Source organism: uncultured Brachyspira sp. (assembly GCF_910578695.1).
GTDB lineage: Bacteria > Spirochaetota > Brachyspiria > Brachyspirales > Brachyspiraceae > Brachyspira.
In genome coordinates this window covers 38,702-61,654 of the sequence record NZ_CAJTQJ010000010.1, presented here as the reverse complement: position 1 = coordinate 61,654, position 22,953 = coordinate 38,702, and the positions used below count along the sequence as shown (strand labels likewise).

The window sequence follows — 22,953 nt, the reverse complement described above, 5'->3', positions numbered from 1 at the left end:
GTGGAAAATATGAGAAGTATGTTTAGAGAAGCTGAAAGTTTTAATCAGCCTTTAGATAGTTGGGATGTATCTAATGTAAAAGATATGGGTTTTATGTTTTATGAAGCTAAAAGTTTTAATCAGCCTTTAAATAAGTGGAATGTGTCTAATGTAAAATATATGTCTTATATGTTTAACGGAGCTAAGAGTTTTAATCAGCCTTTAGATAAATGGAATACTTCTAATGTTGAAAGTATGAGCTGTATGTTTGAAAATGCTAAAAGTTTTAATCAGGATTTAAATAATTGGGATATTTCTCAATTAACAGAGATTGAGGATATGTTTAAAAATGCTTTAGCACTTGATGGAAATAATGTTTTAGAAATATATTTAAAATTTTATTATAATAAAAATACAAAAAAGGCTTTTAGTGAATTAGATAATCTTTTAATCAAATCTTCTGATATAAAAAAATTTTATCAAGCTGCATTAAAATATAATAAAAAGTCAGTAGCTGAAATCATAAAAAAGATGGAAAATAATTATTATGATGAATTAAAAGATTTGATTGATAAAAAAGAAGAAATCATAAAAGAGTATAAAGAATTAGAAAAAGCAGAAAAAAAATCAGCACCTAAAGAAAAGAAAATTAAGCAAGATAAAAATAAAATACATCAGCCAAAAAATAAAGAGGAGTTAATTAAGTTAATAAAAGAAAAAATAAAATTTGATAAAATAGATACTTCTTTAATAACAGATATGAGCTATCTTTTTAAAAATTCCAAATTAAGAAAATTTGACGGCATAGAAACTTGGGACACTTCAAATGTTGTAAATATGGAAAGAATGTTTTATGATGCATTATTCTTTAATCATAATATAAATAATTGGGATGTATCTAAAGCGGAAAATATGAGCCGTATGTTTTCTTGTGCTAGAAGTTTTAATCAGCCTTTAGATAAGTGGAATACTTCTAATGTTACTAGTATGATGTATATGTTTTCTTGTGCTAGAAGTTTTAATCAGGATTTAAAGAACTATAATGTATCTAAAGTGAAAAATATGCGTAGTATGTTTTCAGGAGCTAACAGTTTTAATAAGCCTTTGAATGATTGGGATGTATCTAATATTGAAGATATGAGCTATATGTTTCATTATGCTTCTAATTTTAATCAGGCTTTAGATAATTGGAATGTGTCTAATGTAAAAAGTATGGAATGTATGTTTTGGGGGGCTAAAAGTTTTAATCAGCCTTTAGATAGTTGGGATACTAATAAAGTTCTCTATATGAAGTATATGTTTAATGGGAGTGCAATGGTCAGCATTCCTTTTTGGTATAAAAATTAAGGAGATGACCTAGATAACATAAAATTGTTATATTTTATGTATGAAACGCACGCCTTTTGCGTTGAGTAAAGAAAAACAATTAAAATTAATAGAGCATTTTTCAACAAAGACATATTCAGTATTAGTAAAAATTAATAAAATAACATCTTCTTATTATTTTTTAAGATTATCTCATTGTAGATATAATATTTTAGATGTAGCTGAGACTTCGGCAGCACTTTAGAATTAATCATAGTGAGAAGTTTGCTGAAGAAAAAAATCATATTAATGGTATTGAGAATTTTTAGAATCAAGCAAAAAGACATTTGCGTAAATTTAATGGAATACAACAAAGAACATTTTCATTTATTAAAAAATGCCAATTTAGATAAGATATTGAAAAACAATTAGAAATAGTCTATAATTTAGCAAAAATGGAGCTTTTTAATTATCTAGGACAGCCCCATATATTATTATACAGGTTATGGAGAGATTTATGGAGAAGTTTAATGAATAATATTCTAATTAAAGATAAAAAAGTATATATAAAAGCATTAAAATATTTATTAGTAGCTGCAATATCAACAATACCTATATGCATTTATATACTTACATTAAGAAATATTAATAGAAGCTATATATTTCCAATATTTTTGAATATGCATTTCTTTATTAGTTTTTATCTATTTTGCTTTGCTGTTTTTTTTCATATAGATAACTTCAATAAAAAAGTTATTTTAATTACATTTTTATCCTTTCTGCTTATAAGTCTTATATCAAGTTTTTCAAATATCTTTTTTAATTATGTATATATGCCTCCTGTAAATACAGCTGATTTTCAAATACTCATAAATAGAAGCATATTTTTAAGTATTATATTCTTTACTATAATAATGCTTTCATATAATCATTTTAATATATTTGATAAAGATAATACATCAAATTTCTTCACTGTATTTGGAGATACATTTCTATGGTTTTTAATAATAAATACGGCAAGCAGTACATTATTTACTATTGTTATTTATTCTCTGTTTATATTCGGTTTTTCAATTATGGCATTATTCTCCTCTTCAGATGAAATACTTTTTATAATAGCAAAATTAGTTATATGTCTTATTATATTTCTATACGGATTTATACCGTTTATATCATACTTTATATATAATAAAACAAAATCTATAATGTCAGTATATATTTCAAGATTCTTTTTAATAATAACTTTACTTGCTGTATTTATAATGATGTTTTTTATGTTTTATGATAAGTCAAGACCTTATACTAACAGATTAATATACATATTATATAATAGTATTTTATCATTAACTGTAATTAATTTAATGTTTGCTAGAATGGATAAAAAATCCAGTATATTTATAAAAGCAATGTATTTGATAGTGCCTTTATTCGCTTTTCTTTTTAATATATTAACTATAACAGCTTCAATATACAGAATAGCTTATTACGGGCTTACACCGAATAAATTAACATTGATTATTTTAAATATAATATTTCTTGCTCACTTAATAATTATAACTTTAAATAATATTATATCTTTTAAAAACAGAGAATATGATGATAAACAAAATATTATTATAGACAATAAGCCTTCTCTATTTATTTATGTATATTTGTTATTTTCTTTTATAGTATGCTTTATAATACCTATAATATATATAAATTAATTTTCTTAATATTTTATAATTTGATTTTAAATTTGATTTTAAGGAAAAAATTATTAATGCCAATAAAAAAATTGTGAGCTATTATCCCTTAATTATTAAAATATCAGGCACTCACAATTTTTATATTAAGCTTTTTTATTAAAATTATAATTTAAGCATTAATTTACTCATTCTGCTTGCAAATAGTTTAGGATCATCAAGAGGAAGTCCCTCAAGTATGCATGCTTCATCATAAAGAAGTTCGCTGTACTCTTTGAACATATCAGAAACTTTATTAGCCTGATATTCTTTCTCTATTGCTTTAAATACATCATGAGAAGTATTAATCTCTAATACTCTTTCAGGCTTCATTCCAAACATATTACTGCCCGATTCTGCAAGAACTTTAGCCATATTAAAGCTGATAGAATCTTCTTTATTAGACAAACATACAACGCTCTCTTTAAGCCTGTCAGTTTCTCTCACATCAGCAACTTTCTCAGCACCTAATACATCTTTTATAGCATTAAGTATATCCTTATTTTCAGATTGTTTATTCTCATCTTTATTTTCAGATTTTTTATTATCAGCCTGAAGTATAGAATGAAGTTTAGTGCCGTCAAATTCCTGCATCATACTAACCATAAATTCATCTACTCTGTCAGTAAAATAAAGCACTTCATATCCTTTATCTTTCATACCCTCCATATGAGGAAGTTTTTCTATAGCAGATTTATCTTTAGCAGCAGCATAATATATAAACTCCTGACCTTCTTTCATTCTTGATTTATATTCTGCTAATGTTGTATATTCATCATCAGCAGTATTTGAAGATTGGAATAATAGAAGATTAGATAATTTATCTTTTTTACTGAAATCCGAATATATACCCATTTTTATAGATTCGCCTAACTCTTTAAAGAATTTCTCATATCTTTTTCTGTCATTTTTAAGTATATTTTCTAAAGCATCTAAAACTTTCTTTTCAACATTAGAAGCTATTCTTTTTAACTGAGTGCTATGCTGTAAAATCTCTCTCGAAATATTTAGAGAGAAGTCAGGAGAGTCAACTAATCCTCTTACAAATTTTAAATATTCAGGAAGCAAATCTTTACACTTGCTCATTATAAATACATTTCTTGAATAAAGCTCTAATCCTCTTTCAAAATCAGGGTGAAGAAAATTAAAAGGTGCTTTTGAAGGTATAAATAAAAGTGCCGTATATTCTATAGTTCCTTCTGCCTTTGTATGTATAACTTCAAAAGGATCTGCATAATCGTGAAAATGCTCTTTATAAAATTCATTATATTCTTCAGGCTTAACATCGCTTTTTGATTTCTGCCATATACTTATCATAGAATTAATTGTCTTCTCTTCATACTGCTGAACTTCATTATCATCTTTTTTAGGTATAGGCATATCCATAATAATAGGATAATGAACATAGTTTGAATATTTATGTATCAAATTTTCTAATGTATATCTATTGCAGTAATCATCATCAACAAAGCCGTCTTCTTCTAATTTTTCATCTTTTCCTTTTAATTTTAAAATTATAGTAGTTCCTCTATCCTCTTTATCGATATCTTCTATAGAATAAGAACCGTCTCCATTACTTTCCCAACGAACGCCCTTTTCACTGTCAGTATGTTTTGTCTCTATTATAATATTATCAGACACCATAAAAGCAGAATAAAATCCAACTCCAAACTGCCCTATCAAATCTATTCCGTTTTTGCCTGATGCCTCTTTATCCTTTTGTATTTTCTCTAAAAATGCTTTAGTGCCGCTTCTTGCAATAGAACCTATATTACTTATAACATCTTCTCTTGTCATACCGATTCCATTATCTTTTATAGTTAAAATTTTATTTTGTTCATCTGTTTCTATTTTTATTCTTAAATTATCTATATCAGTATATTTATCTGCATTTGTTATAGATTCAAATCTTGCTTTATCTAATGCATCGCTTGCATTTGATATAAGCTCTCTTAAAAATATTTCTTTATGAGTGTATATAGAATGCACCATTAAATTTAATATTTGCTTTGTTTCGGCTTCAAAATTAAGTATTTGCTTTTCTGCCATAATAAAACTCCTTTATTTTTAAAAAATTCCTTACAGGTTAAAGATTAAATATAAAAAGTATTAAAGCGAATATATAAAGTCTAAAAATTGAATGCCTATATATTATAATAAAAAATAAAAAAAATCAACTGTTTTAATATTATATTTTTTAATATAATATGTAAAAAAACAGCATATTAAATAATATAAAATATATTAATTAGCGATGAGTTAAAAATCTTAAAATTAATAATTTATAATATCATTAATACTAACTTTTTCTATATAAGGCTTTCCAATGGATTCTAAAAATACAAAATTAATTTTATCATCGCTTCTTTTTTTATCTAATTTAATGGAATCTTTTAGATTTATATTATCAGGTATATGTATTGGAAGAGAGAATTTACTTAATATATTTTTAGCTCTTTCCAATATATTTTTATCTTTAGTTATTCCTTTTTTAATACCATATTCTATAGCAAAAACCATACCTATAGCAACAGCCTCGCCATGAAGCAGTACCCCATAGCCTGCTGCATTCTCTACGCTATGCCCTATAGTATGCCCGAAGTTTAAAAACATTCTTTCTTTCTGCTCTTTATAATCTATCTCTACAATATGTGCTTTTAATTCGCAGTTTCTTTTAAGTATAAAGTCAATATCTAAATTGGTATTATTATGAATATGTGCCTCTATCAATTCCAAAAGTGCTTCATCAAATAAGAATGCATGCTTTATCACTTCAGCCATTCCTCCGTTAAATTCTCTTTTGGGAAGAGATAATAAAGTATTGCTGTCTATTATAACAAGTTTAGGGCTATGAAATGCACCTACTAGATTTTTACCTTCTTTTATATTAATTGCTGTTTTTCCGCCTACAGAAGAATCAACGCATGCAAGCAAAGTAGTTGGAATCTGCACAAAATCAATACCCCTCATCCAAACAGCGGCAGCATATCCAGCCATATCTCCTATTACTCCTCCGCCTAATGCTATTATTATATCCTTACGGCTTAATTCATTTTCTGCTAATGAAGAAAAAATATTATTAATGCTTTCTATATTTTTATTTGCCTCCCCATTTGGAAGGACGCATAAAGAAGTAATAATATTCTCTTTTTCTAAACTTTCTTTTACAATATCAGCATAAAGTTTATTTACTATATCATCTGTAATTATTAAAGCCCTATTTCCTTTTAGTATATTTTTTATTAATTTTCCTGTATCTTTTATTAATCCTTTCCTAACTAAAATATCATAATTAATATTTAAATCATTTTTTATTTTTACTTCTGCTTTATTCATATACTAAAATCCATTTTCATAATATTAAAATAAATTATTTGTTTTTTTATTAAACAATAATAATTCAATATATAATATTAAAAATAAAATGCAAATAATTTTTTATTGCTGTTAACAAAAATTGTTTTAATAAGCCGTATTATTTTTTTAATATAATACTCCTGCAGTTTTTATAACTTAATAAACTATAAAATAAACTCATAGTTTTCATTATTCAATAATAAATTTAAAAAATTACATTAATAAATTTTAAAATTACATTATAATGCTCTGAATCATAGGCATAAATATTTTTATTAAAAGCAATGCTGATAATATCCAAGTAAGTAATGATATATCCTTAGTCCTGCCTGAAACAAATTTTAATATAGTAAATGATAATACTCCGAAAGTAATACCCTCTGCTATACTATAGCTGAAAGGCATAAATATTATACATATAAAAGCAGGAACAGCCTCAGTATAATCATTAAAATTAATTTCCAATATAGGAGTCATCATAAATAATCCTACTATAATCAAAGCAGGAGCAGTAGCCGCACTAGGTATAGCCAAAAATATATGAGATAAAAATAATGAAACTGCAAATAATACAGCGACAACAAAGGAAGTTAATCCTGTTTTTCCGCCCTCAGCAACACCCGAAGCACTTTCTACATAAGTAGTAACTGTAGATGTACCCAAGCAAGCTCCTATAACTGTACCCACAGCATCAGCAAATAAAGCCTGTTTGCATCTAGGAACTTCTCCTTCTTTTGTAAGCATATTTGCCTTTGTACAAACTCCTACTAATGTGCCAACTGTATCAAACATATCCACAAAAAGAAAAGTAAAAAGCACTATAAATACATTAGAATTAAATATACTTTTGAAATCAAGTTTAAAAGCTATAGGCTCTAATGAAGGCGGTATAAATCCTGCATCAGGAGAAATTTTAGTAATACCCATAGGTATGCCTATTATTGCAGTAATAAATATTCCCAAAAGAATAGAACCTTTAACATTGTATGAAAGCAGAATTGCAGTAATTAAAAGCCCTATAATAGCAAGCAAGGCACTTCCTGAAGTAATATCTCCTAGCCCAAGTAAAACAGCATCATTATTTACTATAATTTTAGCATTCTGAAGCCCTATAAAAGCTATAAATAATCCTATACCCACCGAAATAGCTCTTTTCATATTTACAGGTATGCTATTAACTATTGCCTCTCTAACATTAAAGATAGTAAGAATTAAAAATATAATACCTTCTATAAATACAGCAGTTAAAGCAGTTTGCCAGCTATATCCCATACCAAGCACAACCGTATAGGCAAAAAATGCATTTAATCCCATACCCGGAGCTAAAGCAAAAGGAAGATTAGCAAGCAATGACATTATTAATGTTGCAGCTATTGAAGATAATGCTGTAGCTGTAAATACTGCCCCTTTATCCATTCCTGCAGAACTTAATATATCAGGATTGACTGCAAGTATATAAGCCATAGTCATAAAAGTGGTAAAGCCTGCTATTATTTCTGTTTTAATATTAGCATTATTCTCTTTGAGTTTAAAAAAGTTTTTCATAGATATATTCCTTGATGCAGTTTTTTTATTAATTTTACAAATAAAAATTAATAATTAAGAAAGATATAATATATATGGTATTATAATTTTTGCAATATTTTATTCTAATAAAAATAAAAGCAGCTGTCATATATAAATAAAATTATTTTAATTGTTCCTGCCATTTTGCAAATGAATGTAAGAAACTCATAATTTTTATATTGAGCTTTTTTATTCTAATAAGTATTATAAGTCTATTTTTATAAATGCCCTACATTTACAATTTTTATAATTGCAAAAATTATTATTTTATAAATAATAAAAAAACATATAATAAATAATTTAATATAAAAAATAAAAGCATACTTGACAATAAAATCTAATTAAATATAATTAATTAATTATTAGGAGACTATTAAATGAAAAAAATATTTATTTTATTATTATTATTTTCTGTACTTTTATATTCTCAAAAGAAATCATCAAGTATAGGAGTAGCATTCTACAGATACGATGATAATTATATAAAATATTTAAAACAGTATATAGAAAGCAGTATAAATAAAAGCTCCTCATTGCTAATGGTTGATTCTTATAATAGCCAAGCAACTCAAAATGCTCAAATAGAAATGTTACTGCAAAAAAATGTAAATATATTAGCTGTAAATTTAGTAGATAAATCTCAGGCACAAAATATTATAGATAAGATAAGTATAAGAAATATGCCTATTTTGTTTTTTAATAGAGAACCTAGCTTGGAAGCTATGAATAGTTATGATAAAGTTTGGTATATAGGAGGTAAAAGCGAAGAAGCAGGAAATTCTCAGGGAAGAGTAATAATTGAAAGCTGGAAAAAAAGGGCTAATTGGGATAAAAATCAGGACGGAAAAATACAGGCTGTTATAATAAAAGGCAGTTTAAATGATAATGATACTATAAATAGAACTGAATATATGAAAAAGTATATAGCATCTAATAATATAAAATTACATATACTATCAGAAATTTCTGTTTCAAGCAGAGATGCATCATCAAAAGCTATGGAAACTTTAATAGATAAATACGGCTCAAAAATAGAATATATAATATGCAATAATGACTATTTAGCATTAGGAGCACTTGATGCTTTAAGAAAATTCGGTTATAACAATAGCAGCAGAATGCTGAATTATATTCCTATAGTAGGAATAGACGGAATTCCTGAATGTTTGAAAGAAATAGAAAATTACGGTATATTTGCCACTGTACTGCAAAACCCTTCTGCTCAGGCTGAAGCATTATCATCTGTGTCCAAAAATTTAATAAACGGAAGATCGCCTTTAGACGGTACTCATCTTAATTTTTATAATAATAAATATATTACAATACCATATATACCGATAACAAGATCCAATTTAGATACAGCTGTAAAAATATATAAATAAAATATATTTTTTAATAATTTAATTTGACTTATATATTTTTTTTAATAAACTAAAATATAGCTATATAAAAATCGGAGTTTTTTATGAATAGAGCAGTAATTACTTTTATAGTATTTTTATTATTTATTTTACTAATTATAAGCTGCGGCAATACTTCAGAACAAAATAATGAAATAGAAGTCGGAATCACTATTTACAGATATGATGATAATTTTATATCATTTATGAGAAGAAATATTGAAACTATGCTTAATGGAAAAGCAAAATTCATAATGAATGATTCAGAAAATGATCAAGTAAAGCAAAATGATCAGGTGGATGCCGCTATACAAAGACAAGTTGATGCTTTGGCTATAAATTTGGTAGATCCTTCATCAGCAAGCTTTATGATAAATAAAATAAAACCTTCAGGAATACCTGTAATATTTTTTAATAAAGAGCCTAGTAAAGAGGATATGATGCTTTATGATAAAGCGTGGTATGTAGGAACTTTAAGCGAAGAATCAGGAAATATACAAGGCGATATAGTAGTTAAAGCTTGGAATTCAAATCCTGCTTGGGATAAAAATGGAGATGGAAAAATACAGTATGTTATATTAAAAGGAGAAGCAGGACATCCTGATGCAGAAGCCAGAACAGAAAGAATAAAAGCTGTATTAAGCGATAATGAAATAGCTATAGAACAATTAGATGAACAAACAGCAAATTGGGATATACTTCAAGCTCAGACAGCTGCAGATTCTTGGATAGAAAAATACGGCAATAATATAGAGTTTATATTCTCTAATAATGATGCTATGGCTCTAGGAGCTTTAAAATCTATTCAGAAACAGGGATACAATATAGGAGACAGTAATAAATTCATACCTATAGTAGGCGTTGATGCTATTCCTGAAATTATTGAAGAAATAAAAAAAGGCAGTGTAGTCGGAACAGTTTTACAAAGTCCTAAAGATCAGGCTAAAGCCATAGTTGATATGGTTCTTAATATAGCAAAAGGCAATGATGTGCTTGCAGGAACAGAATATAAATTAGATGACTCAAAGGCTGTCAGAGAACCTTACAGAGCAATAACATTAGAAAATATAGACGAATCTTCGGAGGCTTACAAATAATAGAAATTTGTTTTTTATTAATTTAAGAAACTATATATAGTATTTTATATTTAAAATAAAGTTTACAAATAGTAATTATATTATAAATTAATATTAAAATATTATAGGAGTAGTATATGAGTAAAAAAAATTTTCTAATGATTCTTTTAATATTATTGTTTATATCATGTTCAAATAATTCAAATTATGAAGACGGCTTTATAGGTATTACCATATATAAAACTGATGATTTATTTGCTAACTCTATAAAAAATAATATATCGAAATTTCTTTCAGGAAAAGCAAAATATATTATAAGCGATTCTAAAAATAATCAAATAACTCAAAATGAACAAATAGATGATTATATATCAAAAGGCGTAAAAGTATTAGTTATAAATTTAGTAGATCCTCAGGCAGCAGAAAATGTAATTAATAAAGCCAAAGAAAATAATATACCATTAATCTTATTTAATAAAGCACCTGATTTTGATATTATGTCTTCATACGATAAGGTATGGTATGTAGGAACAACAAGCAAAGAGGTATCGGACTTGCAAGGCGAGATAATATTAAATGATTGGAATAATAATGCTGCTTTGGATAAAAATAATGACGGAAAAATACAATGCGTTATAATAAAGGGAGAACCCGGACATATAGATGCTGAAATAAGAACTGAAAATGTTATATCATTTTTGAATGACAATGGTTTAGAAACTGATATATTAAATATACAGACAGCTATGTGGGATAGAGAGAAAGCAAGCGAAATAATGTCTTCTTGGATGGCAGATTATAAATCTCAAATAGAATATATTATAGCTAATAATGATGAAATGGCTTTGGGAGCTTTATCTGCTATACAAAGTTTAGGGTATAATAAAGGCGATTTAGATAAATATATACCTATAGTAGGAATAGATGCTGAACCTGAAAGCATAAAAGAGATACAAAATGGGGCAATGGTTGGGACAGTTATTAATGATGAAGTTTTACAAGCGAGAGCTATTTCAGATTTGGCAGTAAATCTTTTTAAAGGACAGCATAATCCTATATCAGGCACACCCTGGAGATTAAATGATGCAAAATCTGTAAAAATTCCATATAAAGCTATTACAATTGATAATATAAATGAATAAGTTATTATGCATAATATCTTTGTATTAATAAAAAGCGATTTTACTTGATTTAAGAAAATAAATTTATATACTAGTATGAAGAGAATATTAATTAATTTAAGGAGTTTTCTAATATGAAAAAATCACTAATCGTTATTGGAGCATTATTAGTAATGTCTTCAATTTTTACAATATCCTGCGGCGGCGGAGATTCTAAATCTGCAGCTAATGACGGTCCTACTATAGGAGTAACAATTTATCGTTATGATGATAACTTTATGTCATTCTACAGAAGAAACATTGAAAGTAAAATCAAAGGAAAAGCTAATTTAATAATCAATGATTCGCAGAATAATCAGGCTCAGCAAAATGATCAAGTTGATGTTATGCTGAATAAAGATTCAAAAGCATTAGCTATTAACTTAGTAGATCCTCAGGCAGCTCAGACTATTATAGATAAAGCTAAACAAAAAGAAATACCAGTTGTATTTTTCAATAAACAGCCTAGTTCTGAAGCTATATTCAGCTATGATAAAACTTGGTATGTAGGCACTACTCCTGAAGAATCAGGCGATATGCAAGGTCAGGTTGTTGTAGATACTTGGAAAGCTAATCCTAATTGGGATAAAAACGGCGACGGTATTATACAGTATGCTTTATTAAAGGGCGAACCAGGACACCCAGATGCTGAAGCTAGAACAAGCCATGTTACTTTATATATCACTAATAATGGGCTTCAAGTTGAAAGATTAGAAGAACAAACTGCTATGTGGGATACAGCAAAAGCTAAAGATATAGTTGATGCTTGGATACAAAAATATGGAGATAAACTTGAATATATTTTCTGTAATAATGATGCTATGGCTTTAGGTGCTTTACAGTCTATACAGGCTTTAGGATACAATAAAGAAGGCGACACTACAAAATATATACCTATAGTAGGTGTTGATGCTATTCCTGATATGATAAATGAAATCAAAAAAGGAACTGTAGTAGGCTCTGTTCTTAATGATCCAATCGGACAATCTCAGGCTTTAGTAGACATTACTTTGAATGTTGCTGCAGGCAAAGATCCATTAGAAGGCACTGCTTGGACTTTAGACGATGTTAAAGCAGTACGCGTTCCTTATGTACCTATAACTAAAAATAATGTAAATGTAGCTGAAGAAGCTTATAAATAATTAAATTTTTATAATATTAGGGATATTAAATTATATTAATATCCCTATATATTTTAATAATTTTATTAGTTTTAAAAGGGTTGTAAATATATGGATAATAAAAAGATAGTTCTTGAAATGAAAGGTATTTCAAAGTCTTTTCCGGGAGTTAAGGCATTAGATGATGTCAAGCTTACCGTAAGAGAAGGCGAAGTAGTGGCTCTTATGGGGGAAAACGGTGCTGGAAAATCTACTTTAATGAAATGTTTATTCGGCATATACCGTAAAGATGAAGGACATATATTTTTAGACGGTAAAGAAGTTAATTTTGTTTCACCAAAACAGGCTTTAAATAATGGTGTTGCAATGGTGCATCAGGAACTCAATCAGGTTCGTCAGAGAAATATACAAGATAATATATGGCTTGGAAAATACCCTACAAAATACGGCATTATTATTGATGAAAAAAAAATGTATGATGATACTAAGGCAATTTTTGATGATTTAGAAATACCTTTAGACCCTAGAACAAAAGTATCTGCATTATCTGTGTCAGAAATGCAAATGGTAGAAATAGCAAAGGCTGTTTCATATAATTCAAAAATATTAGTATTAGATGAACCTACAAGCTCTCTTACGGAAAAAGAAGTAGCTAAATTATTTAAAATAATTAGAAAGCTTCAAAGCAGAGGCGTAGGTATGATTTATATATCTCATAAAATGGAAGAAATACTTCAAATTTCTGATGAAGTTACTATAATGAGAGACGGAAAATATGTTGATACTACTCCTTCCAAAGAATTAACAACAGATATGATTATTAAGCAAATGGTAGGAAGAGATTTAACTAATCGTTTTCCTGAAAAAACAAATACTCCTGGAGAAAATATTTTAGAAATAAAAGATTTTACGGCATTTTATCAGCCCTCGCTTAAAGAAGTTAATTTTAGTGTAAGAAAAGGCGAAGTATTGGGTATTGCAGGACTTGTGGGAGCTAAAAGAACAGAAGTACTTGAAAGTATTTTTGGTATGAGAACTTTATCATCTGGAAATGTTTTGAAAATGGACAGAGAAGTTAATAATTCAAATACCAGAAAAGCTATTAAAAATGGTTTTGCTTTAGTTACAGAAGAGAGAAGGCAGACTGGAATATTTGGAATGCTTTCTATCAATTTTAATTCCACTATAGCCAATATTGATAATTATAGAAATAAATTCGGATTTTTGGATAATAAAAAAATGCAGGAAGATACCAAATGGGTTATAGACAGTATGCAGGTAAAAACTCCTTCAGAAAAAACTGCTATACAAACATTGTCAGGAGGAAATCAGCAGAAAGTTATTTTGGGAAGATGGCTTTTAAGCAAGCCTGATGTACTGATGCTTGATGAACCTACACGCGGTATAGATGTAGGGGCAAAATATGATATATACAGGCTTATTATAGATTTAGCTACAGTTGGTAAAGCTGTAATAGTAGTTAGTTCCGAAATGCCTGAATTACTCGGTATAACAGATAGAATTATGGTTATGAGTAATGGAAAAGTAGCAGGTATTGTAGAAACTAAAAATACTAATCAAGAAGAAATTATGGCATTGTCTGCTAAATATTTATAATTTTAATTAAGTACAAGTAAAGGAACAATTATGGACAAAAATAAAATCAATATTAAAACTATTAAATCATTTATTTTAAACAATGCTATATTTGCAGCATTACTTCTTATACTCATAGGTATAATTATTAAAGAACCTACTTTCTTTAGACTAAGCAATTTTCTTAATATATTTGCTCAGGCATCTACCCGTATGATAATAGCTGTGGGTATAGGTACTCTTCTTGTTACTCAGGGCAATGACTTAGGTGCTGGAAGAGCTGTAGGGCTTGCTGCTGTTGTAAGTGCTTCGCTTTTGCAGTCTACTTCTAATCCTACTAGAATGTATCCTGACCTGCCTATGCTTCCTGTTATACTGCCTATACTTTTAGTTATGCTTATACTTATGGTATTTGGGCTTATAAACGGCTTCATAATCTCTAAACTTTATGTAACACCTTTTATAGCTACTTTAGGTATGCAGCTTATACTTTATGGTGTAACTAGTACATATTTTGACAGACCTCCTTATGGTGCTCAGCCTATCGGAGGACTTGACCCTAGATTTACTAGTATTGCACAAGGAGGCATAAAATTAGGTAATTTCACTATTTCATACTTAATTGTATTTGCAGTCATTATAACCTTAACTATGTGGGTTATTTGGAATAAAACTAAATTGGGTAAGAATATATTTGCAGTAGGAGGAAACCCTGAAGCTGCTGCTGTAAGCGGTGTTAATATACCTTTAACTCTTATGATAGTTTATACTATGGCTGGTGCTTTATACGGTATAGCAGGTTCTTTGGAGGTAGCAAGAGTTGGTTCTGCTACTAATAACTTAGGTAATGGTTATGAACTTGATGCCATAGCTGCATGCGTTGTGGGAGGTGTTTCTTTTTCAGGAGGTATCGGCTCTATTTTGGGTATAGTATCAGGAGTATTAATTTTCCAAGTTATTAATTATGGTATGTCATTCGTTGGTATTTCTCCATATATGCAGTATATAATTAAAGGTACTATCATAATTGCAGCTGTTGCAGTTGATACGCAAAAATATTTGAAAAAAGTATGATGAGTTTATTATATGGAATATGATAATAATAATGATCCTTTTAGAAGAGAGTTTAATAAAAAAGAAACTAAGAAAAGAACTTTAAAAGCTCTTATATTTTTAGGTTTTGTATTTATGATATTTGTAATCGGAGAATTTATCGGATATATTACCAGCATAATATACAAATAAAATAAAAGGCTGCACTAATAATAGTACAGCCTTTTTTAATATTTCATCTCTTTACACTCTTCATAAACAAGAGGCTCATCAATAAATCTTGTATATATAATAAGTTTATTATTTTCTATCTTATAAGAATATGCTGTTTGAAGTATAGATAAATAATCGCCCTCTATTCTTCTCTTTTCAGCTGTATCGGTTTTCCTTGTTGTTTTTATCATATCTATATAAATTAAATCTCCGTCTATTTTGCAATTAGCCCAATAATCATTTACGGCAGATTTACCGCATATTTTATTATCATTTATACTAATCGTAATATTCATAGAAGGATGCATACTAATAAGATGATAAACTTTTATAGACTCTTCTATCACTACAGAATCTTTTATCAAAGAAGCAGTATTATGAGTACATGAAATTAATAATAATAATATAGCATTTATATATAAAATTTTTTTAAAAATTAAAATAAAGTAAGCTCCCCTTCTTTACTTCCGCCGCTTAAATCCTCAAATGTATCAAGTCCTCCTAAACCGCTGTCAAATGCTCCTGAAGAATTACCTTTAAGTACATCTTCAAATATAGGAGAACTAATGAGTCTTGTATAAGCCTGATTAGAATTCTTCTCAAACTGTATATTGGGATTAGTCTTAATGGCATGGGTAAGAAGAAGCTTTGCAAAACCGTTTCTTCTATAAGGATAGTTCATATATATATATTTCAAAACGCCTTCTTTATTTATATAATAATATCCGTTTATTCTTCCGTCTATAGTTAAAAGTCCTATATTTGTATTATTACTATAAAGTATCTTATTGAAATACTGCTCTACATAAACTTCTTCTTTATTATCTTTGATTTTTATATTATGTATAAAATTCTGTAATTCATTTCTGTATATACTGTTATATTCTATAACAACTACAGAAGGATATTCATCATGTTCTATGATTACTGCAGGCATAATTAATCTCCAAAATACAATAGTTGATACTTTTTTCTAATATCGACAATAATAAAAAATTATATAATTTTTTTATTTATAATACATATATAATATAATAAAAAATAAAACTAATTTCAATGTTTTTAAAAAATAAATATTTTAATACTTGAAAAACTAATTTTATAATATATTATAATTTGACATTAAATTAATTAAGTTTATAATTTAATAAATATATAAAGGATATAAATAAATATATAATGAATACAGCAATGAAAAAAATAATTATTTTATTAGTATTATTTATTACATCTGTAAAAGCATTTCCGCAATTAGGATTCTTTAGTTTAGGATATATACTTCCATTATCTGGGAGTTTGCCGAAATACTATATAGAAAATAATGGCGGAGCATTAAATAAAAATAGCTATGAATCTCAATCAGCATTTGAAGTGGGATTTTTAGTTCAGCCTGTATATAATTTTATTTTACATAAAGATATTATATTAGGCTTGGGAATGGATTTAGGATATTATAGGGATACTTACAGATTTATCAATTATGAAGAAAGAAAAAAATATACTCATGTATTTGACAGCTTGAATATGGGCGGGTATATTGAAGGAATATTTGCTAATATATTTATGCTTGGATTTGGAGGAGGAATAAAAGTTCCTTTGGGAGGAAGCCTTAGATATGATTATATAATAGAAACTCTTAATTACAGCAGATTGAAACAGAGATTTGATGATATAGTTATACCTTATATTAAATTTCTTATTGGTGTAAAATCATTCACTGTATTAGGCGGAGTTAGTTTAAGTTTTTATTTTAATTATGATTTTCCTGTAATAAAAGATATAAAATCAGCTCCTGATACAGTAAAGTTTTCATCTATAGATTTGGGTGTTCAGATAGGATTTTATATATCCGCTTTAGAAGTTAGATAAATTTATATTCGCTGGTAAAGTTGAAAGTAACAGAAACAAATATATCTTCCATTTTTATATTATGATTATTTCTCATAGTTTCGTATATTATATTATAAGAATTGCTTATATGAACCAATTCATTAAAGCTTTCTGTTTTAAATATTTTATTTGAAAATCTGTCTATCAAAGCGTCTTCAATATATTTATAGCTTGTAAACTGCGTTTTTAAAATATTATAATTATTATTTCCTATATTAACATCAGCCCTTTCATTAAAAATCACATCTCTAAAAGCATATTCTGCACATATTTCAGGAACGAAATTTATTATTTCTTCTCTTATATTTGTATCAGATATTATGTTTTTTATATTTTTTATAAATTCACTATAGTTAAAATTATACTTTTCAAATTCAAGCACATATTCAATAACAAAATACTCTATTTCTTCTTTTGTATAAGGATATTTTGTATATGTATAATCAGACTGAAGTATAAAGAAAAACTGCTTTATAGAAAAAAATTCCCCGCTATTATCCCATTTAATAATTTCATTTTGAACGCAGTTTTCTAATGTTTTATTATTAACATTATTTATAGTACATTCAGTTATTATATCTCCATTAGGCATTTTAGCAGCATAAGTTTTTATAAAATTTACCCTATTATTTTCAAGTATAAAAGGTACTTCTTTATGTATAGAATTCCATAAAAAACTAGAATATCCTTCTTTTTCATCAAATTCCACATAATCATCATAAAAATCTTCTTTGTTTTCTATATTTCCAAGACCAATTATAGGACTCTCGCATACTGTAAAATTTTTTTTAATGCCTAATATAGAAGTTTCTATTTCATGATGATGAATACCTGATAAAAAATCTAATATTCCATGCAAAGCACAATATACAAAATTATCAGAAGAAAGTTCTATTGCCTTATATTCATCTGAAGCAATACTTGAAGAAGATTCAAAAAAAATATTATCAAATAGAGGTGCTTTTACATAAAAATATATGGTGCATAATATACTGTTTTTCTTTTCCATCTGAACTATTTTAGGCTCAATAGTAATATCATAGCTTAGAAATTTAATGCAGTCATTTTCTATTTTATTTTTATGATTTATAGTAGTATGAAGCCTATTTAATAGTATATCTTTATAAGTGTTCATTTTGCACCATTTCTAATATTTCATTAATAGACAATGGACTGAAATTATGAAGATCACTAGCTGTATTAAATGCTAATTTATTATATTTTTTATTTTTATGCCAATGTCCATGTATTAATATAGTATTATTATAATATCCTTCCCACTCTAATATAGGATAATGAAATAATACTGCTTTTTTAATAATATTATTATAATTTTCTATATCTAAAACATAATAATCTTTTATAAATTTAAATAAAGTTTTGTCAAATTGAACATTATCTGCAAATCTATCATTATTTCCTTTTATAAGGTATTTATTTCCATTTAAAAATTTTAATAACTTAGAAGTTTTTAAATACCCGCTTTCATTAGAAAAATCTCCTATTATATATATATCATCTTCTTCAGATACTTTTTCATTCCACTTATAAATCAAATGCCTATGCATAGAATCATAATCATCAAATAATTTCTTTCTGCCGCTATGCATATAAAAGAAATGAGTATCTGAAGTAAAATATATCATTATTAATTATCTGCTGTACCAAGAGAAATATATTTAATGCCTCTTTCTTTCATTCTGTTTTTATCATATTGATTTCTGCCGTCAAATATTAAAGGCTCTTTCAATAATTCTTTTATTTTATCAAAACTAGGTCTTCTAAACTCATTCCATTCTGTAACCAAAATTAAAGCATCAGCATTTTTTAATGCATCATAAGAATTTTCAGCATAATATATTTTATCTCCGAATATAGCCTTCGCATTATCAAAAGCCTTAGGATCATAAGCTCTTATATCAGCACCTGCCTCTAAAAGCATATTTATTATAGTGATAGCAGGAGCTTCTCTCATATCATTAGTTCTAGGCTTAAATGCTAATCCCCATAAGGCAAATGTCCTGCCTTTTATATTATTGCCGTAATATTTCATAATTTTATTTACAAAAACTTTTCTCTGATTTACATTAACCTGATGAACAGCTTTCAGCAAATCAGAATCTATTCCGTAATCTGATGCAGTTTTTATCAAAGCCTGAACATCTTTAGGAAAACAGCTTCCTCCGTATCCTAATCCGTGAAATAAAAATTGATTGCCTATTCTTTTATCGCTTGATATGCCAATTCTCACCAAATCAGCATTTGCTCCGACTTTTTCGCATATATTTGAAATCTCATTAGCAAATGATATTTTAGCAGCTAAAAATGCATTAGCAGCATATTTAGTCATTTCAGCAGAACGAACATCCATTATTATTATAGGGTTTCCTGTTCTCGTAAAAGGACTGTAAATATCTCTCATAATATCTATAGCTTTTTCAGAATCAGAACCTATAACTACCCTATCAGGTTTTAAAAAATCATCTACAGCAGCACCTTGTTTTAAAAACTCAGGATTAGAAACCACATCAAATTCGCCGCTGTAATTCTTTTTTATTTCATCTTCTACCAATTTATGAGTTCCAACAGGCACAGTAGATTTATTAACTACTACTTTATACTCATTCATAGCCTTGCCTATATTATTAGCAACTGATAATACAAAACTCAAATCACAGCTTCCGTCATCTCCTGAAGGAGTTCCCACAGCAATAAAGCAGGCTTTAGATTTTTTTACAGCATAATCCAAATCATTTGTAAACTCTAATCTGCCTTCGGAAATATTTGAAAATATAAGCTCTTCCAAACCAGGTTCATATAAAGGCACAATACCATTTTTAAGTTTTTTTAATTTATCTTCATCGCTATCAATACAGATAACATAATTACCCATTTCAGCAAGGCATACCCCTGTAATAAGTCCTACATAACCCGTACCTACTATACATATCCTCATTTCAAAATCCTTTAAATAAAAAGTAGACATTTAACGAATTTCATTATATAATGAATTATTATTTTTTCAAGTAGAATATTATTTACTATAGATATTTTTGTATTTTACGATACAATATTGTAAGATTTTAAATTTATGAGGTCATAGATGGATGATTATATAAAAAGTCTGCTTAAGGATTTCTTTGAAGAAGCATTTGAGATGCTTGACAGATTAGAGCAAAATATTCTTGTTTTAGATAATGAAAGAAATAATGTTGATGCCATACAGGAAATATTCAGAGCAGTTCACACTTTGAAAGGAAGTGCAGGTGCAGTAGAGCTTGTCGAAACTCAGAAATATGCCCATAGATTTGAAGATTTACTTGATTTAATAAGAAATGATAAAATAGAAGTAGATGATGCAACTATAGATATACTTTTAAAAGGCATAGATATATTAAAAGACCTTATTAATACTGCAAGCGAAGAGAGTGAATATTCAGGAGATATTGAAGCAGAAATAAAAAAGCTGGAAGATTTTAAAAATCTTAAATTAGGGCAGCCTCCTTCTGCAGCAGGCAGTAAAGAAGCCCAGACATCATCTAATGAAACTCAAAAAAAAGTTAATAAATATGAACTTCTTCCAAATGACAGCGATTTATTAGGAATAATTAGAGATAATGCAGAAGAGAATGTAAAAACAAAATTAGTACATGTAAGCTTTGATCCTGAAAGCCCTATGAAAACTGTAGGAGGAGTTCAGGTATTTGTTGCATTAAAAGATGTATGCGAAATAATGGGAAGCATACCCCCTATTGAATCTTTGGAAGGCGATGAGTTTTATGAACATGTTACATATATAATTGCTGCTGTCAAAGAAGATAAAGATATAATAGATGCGGTTACACTTCCTGATGTTACTAAAGAAATATCTATTGAAGAAATAATACTTGAGGAATATGAAAAATTCATTCAGGAAAAAAATCAGAAATCAAAAGAAACTGCTAAGAAAACTGATGCAGGAAAAGGCGGAAAAGATCATAAAGAAAGACAAAGTTCTTTCCTAAGAGTAGAAAGCGACAGAATAGATGCTATGATGAATCAGGTAGGAGAGCTTGTAACAAATAAAAGTTCTTATGTACAATATGATGATGATCTTACTTCATATCAAAAAATAATAGGTTCTGGAATAAATGAAGTAAAAAGATATTATAGAGATACAATTGTTCAAATACTCAGAAAATTTGAAGAGCATTTACAAAAAAAAGAAGCTAAAGAAATCAGAAATACATATATTGACAATTTCAATAATAAATTAAATGAAATCTTAAAAATGGAAGAAGATTTTAAAAATACTTTGGATAGATTTAGAAATTCATATCAGCTTCTTACAAGGGTAACGAATGAGCTTCAGGAAACTGTAATGAAGATAAGGATGCTTCCTATAGCCCAAACATTCAATAGATTCCCTCGTCTTATAAGAGATTTATCGAGAGATTTAGGCAAAGAAGTGAAGTTAGAGATGTATGGTGAAGAAACTGAGTTAGATAAATCAGTTATAGAAGTTTTGGTAGATCCGTTAGTGCATATTATAAGGAATGCTATGGATCATGGTATAGAATCCCCTGAAGACAGAGAAAAAGCAGGAAAGCCTAGAACAGGTACAGTTATTTTAAGTGCTTCTCATGAAGGCAACTTGATAATTATAAAAATAGCTGATGACGGTAAAGGAATGATACCGCAGAAAATATTTGAAAGTGCTGTTAAAAAAGGACTTGTATCTGCCGATGCTAAACTTTCAGAAAAACAAATGCTTGAATATATATTTGCTCCCGGATTTTCTACAGCTGCAAAAATTACCAATGTATCTGGAAGAGGCGTTGGTATGGATGTTGTTAAAAAGAGTTTAGAGAAAATTAACGGTACTGTAGGTATAGAAACTGAATTTGGAAAAGGCTCTACTTTCTTTCTCAGAATTCCTCTTACTGTAGCTATTATTCAGGCTCTTATTGTTGATGCTGAAATGGAATATTATGCTGTTCCTATTAATAGTATATTAGAAACTGTAAAAATAGATGTTAAAGATATTCAAGAGCTGGAAGGCATAGAAGTTATTAAAGTAAGAGATGATGTTATAAATGTGCTAAGCATTAAAGAATTATTCAGACTGCCTTCAAGATATGATAATATAAAATCATATTATGCTGTTATACTTTCTTCAGAAGGAAAAAAAGCTGCACTTCTTGTTAATAACCTAATAGGAGAACAGGATATAGTTATTAAAACTCTTAAAGATAATATAACTAAATCAGAAGGTTTGGCAGGTGCTACTGTTTTGGGCGATGGTACTGTAAGCTTCATTTTAGATATTCAGACTATCGTAAGTCTTGGTACTAAGAGGATCATTGAGAGAGGAAAAATTAATAATAATGTTAAAGGCAGTAAAAATGATTTGAGAAGCTTTATTGAAAAAATTAAAAATAATGAGATACCTGAAATACCGCAGCAATAAACATATAATATCAAAATAATTATATATTACTTTCAATTTTATTAATAGAACGAATTTATACTTT

19 protein-coding genes and 1 pseudogene are annotated in these 22,953 nt (G+C 27.7%); 12 read left to right on the top strand and 8 right to left on the bottom strand.

What is annotated here, in order from left to right; translation table 11 throughout:
- The 3 genes and pseudogenes from QZ288_RS04975 to QZ288_RS04965 all read left to right on the top strand — a co-directional run.
- A partial coding sequence (locus QZ288_RS04975; protein WP_295155804.1) for a BspA family leucine-rich repeat surface protein occupies positions 1-1,326 on the top strand: 1,326 nt, incomplete at its 5' end.
- A gap of 181 nt (positions 1,327-1,507) precedes the next feature.
- Positions 1,508-1,697, top strand: a pseudogene (locus tag QZ288_RS04970) (IS1595 family transposase); the annotation flags it as partial.
- A 117-nt stretch (positions 1,698-1,814) separates the two neighbouring features.
- Positions 1,815-2,990 carry a hypothetical protein gene (locus tag QZ288_RS04965; RefSeq protein WP_295155801.1) on the top strand — a complete coding sequence of 392 codons (1,176 nt, stop codon included), beginning with the start codon at positions 1,815-1,817 and terminating at the stop codon, positions 2,988-2,990.
- 144 nt (positions 2,991-3,134) lie between these two features.
- Here QZ288_RS04965 and htpG read toward each other — a convergent pair whose 3' ends face one another.
- The 3 genes from htpG to QZ288_RS04950 form a co-directional block, all read right to left on the bottom strand.
- A complete protein-coding gene (htpG, locus tag QZ288_RS04960) occupies positions 3,135-5,057 on the bottom strand; it encodes a molecular chaperone HtpG (RefSeq protein ID WP_295155798.1) in 1,923 nt (640 codons plus the stop codon).
- A 225-nt stretch (positions 5,058-5,282) separates the two neighbouring features.
- A complete protein-coding gene (gene aroB / locus QZ288_RS04955; RefSeq protein ID WP_295155796.1) occupies positions 5,283-6,344 on the bottom strand; it encodes a 3-dehydroquinate synthase in 1,062 nt (353 codons plus the stop codon).
- 255 nt (positions 6,345-6,599) lie between these two features.
- Entirely contained in the window at positions 6,600-7,910 is a 1,311-nt protein-coding gene (locus QZ288_RS04950) for an NCS2 family permease (RefSeq protein WP_295155793.1), read from the bottom strand.
- Between the two features lie 398 nt (positions 7,911-8,308).
- Between QZ288_RS04950 and QZ288_RS04945 the strand changes: the two genes are divergently transcribed.
- From QZ288_RS04945 to QZ288_RS04915, 7 genes are all read left to right on the top strand, one after another.
- Positions 8,309-9,313 (top strand): galactose ABC transporter substrate-binding protein, encoded by a 1,005-nt coding sequence (locus tag QZ288_RS04945; protein WP_295155791.1) that lies wholly within the window; start codon positions 8,309-8,311, stop codon positions 9,311-9,313.
- Between the two features lie 83 nt (positions 9,314-9,396).
- Positions 9,397-10,428, top strand: coding sequence for a galactose ABC transporter substrate-binding protein (locus QZ288_RS04940; RefSeq protein ID WP_295155788.1), 1,032 nt, complete (start codon positions 9,397-9,399; stop codon positions 10,426-10,428).
- 116 nt (positions 10,429-10,544) lie between these two features.
- Positions 10,545-11,549: a galactose ABC transporter substrate-binding protein gene (locus tag QZ288_RS04935; RefSeq protein WP_295155785.1), complete on the top strand. Its 1,005-nt coding sequence runs from the start codon at positions 10,545-10,547 to the stop codon at positions 11,547-11,549.
- Positions 11,550-11,662: 113 nt separating this feature from the next.
- On the top strand, positions 11,663-12,709 hold the full coding sequence (locus tag QZ288_RS04930; RefSeq protein WP_295155782.1) for a galactose ABC transporter substrate-binding protein: 1,047 nt from the start codon (positions 11,663-11,665) through the stop codon (positions 12,707-12,709).
- 90 nt (positions 12,710-12,799) lie between these two features.
- On the top strand, positions 12,800-14,305 hold the full coding sequence (gene mglA, locus QZ288_RS04925; RefSeq protein ID WP_295155780.1) for a galactose/methyl galactoside ABC transporter ATP-binding protein MglA: 1,506 nt from the start codon (positions 12,800-12,802) through the stop codon (positions 14,303-14,305).
- 30 nt (positions 14,306-14,335) lie between these two features.
- Positions 14,336-15,358, top strand: a complete 1,023-nt coding sequence (gene mglC / locus QZ288_RS04920; RefSeq protein ID WP_295155777.1) for a galactose/methyl galactoside ABC transporter permease MglC — start codon at positions 14,336-14,338, stop codon at positions 15,356-15,358.
- A gap of 12 nt (positions 15,359-15,370) precedes the next feature.
- A complete protein-coding gene (locus QZ288_RS04915) occupies positions 15,371-15,529 on the top strand; it encodes a hypothetical protein (RefSeq protein ID WP_295155774.1) in 159 nt (52 codons plus the stop codon).
- Positions 15,530-15,564: 35 nt separating this feature from the next.
- Here QZ288_RS04915 and QZ288_RS04910 read toward each other — a convergent pair whose 3' ends face one another.
- Positions 15,565-15,915, bottom strand: a complete 351-nt coding sequence (locus QZ288_RS04910) for an META domain-containing protein (RefSeq protein WP_295155771.1) — start codon at positions 15,913-15,915, stop codon at positions 15,565-15,567.
- Positions 15,916-15,986: 71 nt separating this feature from the next.
- On the bottom strand, positions 15,987-16,487 hold the full coding sequence (locus QZ288_RS04905) for a hypothetical protein (RefSeq protein WP_295155768.1): 501 nt from the start codon (positions 16,485-16,487) through the stop codon (positions 15,987-15,989).
- 254 nt (positions 16,488-16,741) lie between these two features.
- Between QZ288_RS04905 and QZ288_RS04900 the strand changes: the two genes are divergently transcribed.
- Positions 16,742-17,419, top strand: coding sequence for a hypothetical protein (locus QZ288_RS04900; protein WP_295155765.1), 678 nt, complete (start codon positions 16,742-16,744; stop codon positions 17,417-17,419).
- Here the strand turns inward: QZ288_RS04900 and QZ288_RS04895 are convergent.
- From QZ288_RS04895 to QZ288_RS04885, 3 genes are read right to left on the bottom strand one after another with little or no spacing between them, the layout of a single operon-like run.
- Positions 17,412-18,575 (bottom strand): DUF6348 family protein, encoded by a 1,164-nt coding sequence (locus tag QZ288_RS04895; protein ID WP_295155762.1) that lies wholly within the window; start codon positions 18,573-18,575, stop codon positions 17,412-17,414. The genes QZ288_RS04900 and QZ288_RS04895 overlap by 8 nt on opposite strands.
- A complete protein-coding gene (locus QZ288_RS04890; RefSeq protein WP_295155759.1) occupies positions 18,562-19,086 on the bottom strand; it encodes a metallophosphoesterase in 525 nt (174 codons plus the stop codon). Before QZ288_RS04890 ends, QZ288_RS04895 begins: the two co-directional genes overlap by 14 nt.
- Positions 19,087-19,088: 2 nt before the next feature.
- Positions 19,089-20,396 carry a UDP-glucose/GDP-mannose dehydrogenase family protein gene (locus tag QZ288_RS04885; RefSeq protein WP_295155756.1) on the bottom strand — a complete coding sequence of 436 codons (1,308 nt, stop codon included), beginning with the start codon at positions 20,394-20,396 and terminating at the stop codon, positions 19,089-19,091.
- Between the two features lie 147 nt (positions 20,397-20,543).
- Between QZ288_RS04885 and QZ288_RS04880 the strand changes: the two genes are divergently transcribed.
- Complete coding sequence (locus QZ288_RS04880; RefSeq protein WP_295155754.1) at positions 20,544-22,889, top strand: chemotaxis protein CheA; 2,346 nt, start codon at positions 20,544-20,546, stop codon at positions 22,887-22,889.
- The last annotated feature ends 64 nt before the right edge of the window (positions 22,890-22,953 follow it).

Bases quoted from the DNA above. Each gene is read 5' to 3' on its own strand.
- QZ288_RS04945 (WP_295155791.1), top strand. From the start codon at position 8,309: ATGAAAAAAATATTTATTTTATTATTATTATTTTCTGTACTTTTATAT.
- QZ288_RS04885 (WP_295155756.1), bottom strand. From the start codon at position 20,396: ATGAGGATATGTATAGTAGGTACGGGTTATGTAGGACTTATTACAGGG.
- QZ288_RS04880 (WP_295155754.1), top strand. From the start codon at position 20,544: ATGGATGATTATATAAAAAGTCTGCTTAAGGATTTCTTTGAAGAAGCA.
- QZ288_RS04935 (WP_295155785.1), top strand. From the start codon at position 10,545: ATGAGTAAAAAAAATTTTCTAATGATTCTTTTAATATTATTGTTTATA.
- mglA (WP_295155780.1), top strand. From the start codon at position 12,800: ATGGATAATAAAAAGATAGTTCTTGAAATGAAAGGTATTTCAAAGTCT.
- QZ288_RS04940 (WP_295155788.1), top strand. From the start codon at position 9,397: ATGAATAGAGCAGTAATTACTTTTATAGTATTTTTATTATTTATTTTA.
- QZ288_RS04900 (WP_295155765.1), top strand. From the start codon at position 16,742: ATGAAAAAAATAATTATTTTATTAGTATTATTTATTACATCTGTAAAA.
- htpG (WP_295155798.1), bottom strand. From the start codon at position 5,057: ATGGCAGAAAAGCAAATACTTAATTTTGAAGCCGAAACAAAGCAAATA.
- aroB (WP_295155796.1), bottom strand. From the start codon at position 6,344: ATGAATAAAGCAGAAGTAAAAATAAAAAATGATTTAAATATTAATTAT.
- QZ288_RS04890 (WP_295155759.1), bottom strand. From the start codon at position 19,086: ATGATATATTTTACTTCAGATACTCATTTCTTTTATATGCATAGCGGC.
- QZ288_RS04930 (WP_295155782.1), top strand. From the start codon at position 11,663: ATGAAAAAATCACTAATCGTTATTGGAGCATTATTAGTAATGTCTTCA.
- QZ288_RS04895 (WP_295155762.1), bottom strand. From the start codon at position 18,575: ATGAACACTTATAAAGATATACTATTAAATAGGCTTCATACTACTATA.
- mglC (WP_295155777.1), top strand. From the start codon at position 14,336: ATGGACAAAAATAAAATCAATATTAAAACTATTAAATCATTTATTTTA.
- QZ288_RS04905 (WP_295155768.1), bottom strand. From the start codon at position 16,487: ATGCCTGCAGTAATCATAGAACATGATGAATATCCTTCTGTAGTTGTT.
- QZ288_RS04950 (WP_295155793.1), bottom strand. From the start codon at position 7,910: ATGAAAAACTTTTTTAAACTCAAAGAGAATAATGCTAATATTAAAACA.
- QZ288_RS04915 (WP_295155774.1), top strand. From the start codon at position 15,371: ATGGAATATGATAATAATAATGATCCTTTTAGAAGAGAGTTTAATAAA.
- QZ288_RS04965 (WP_295155801.1), top strand. From the start codon at position 1,815: ATGAATAATATTCTAATTAAAGATAAAAAAGTATATATAAAAGCATTA.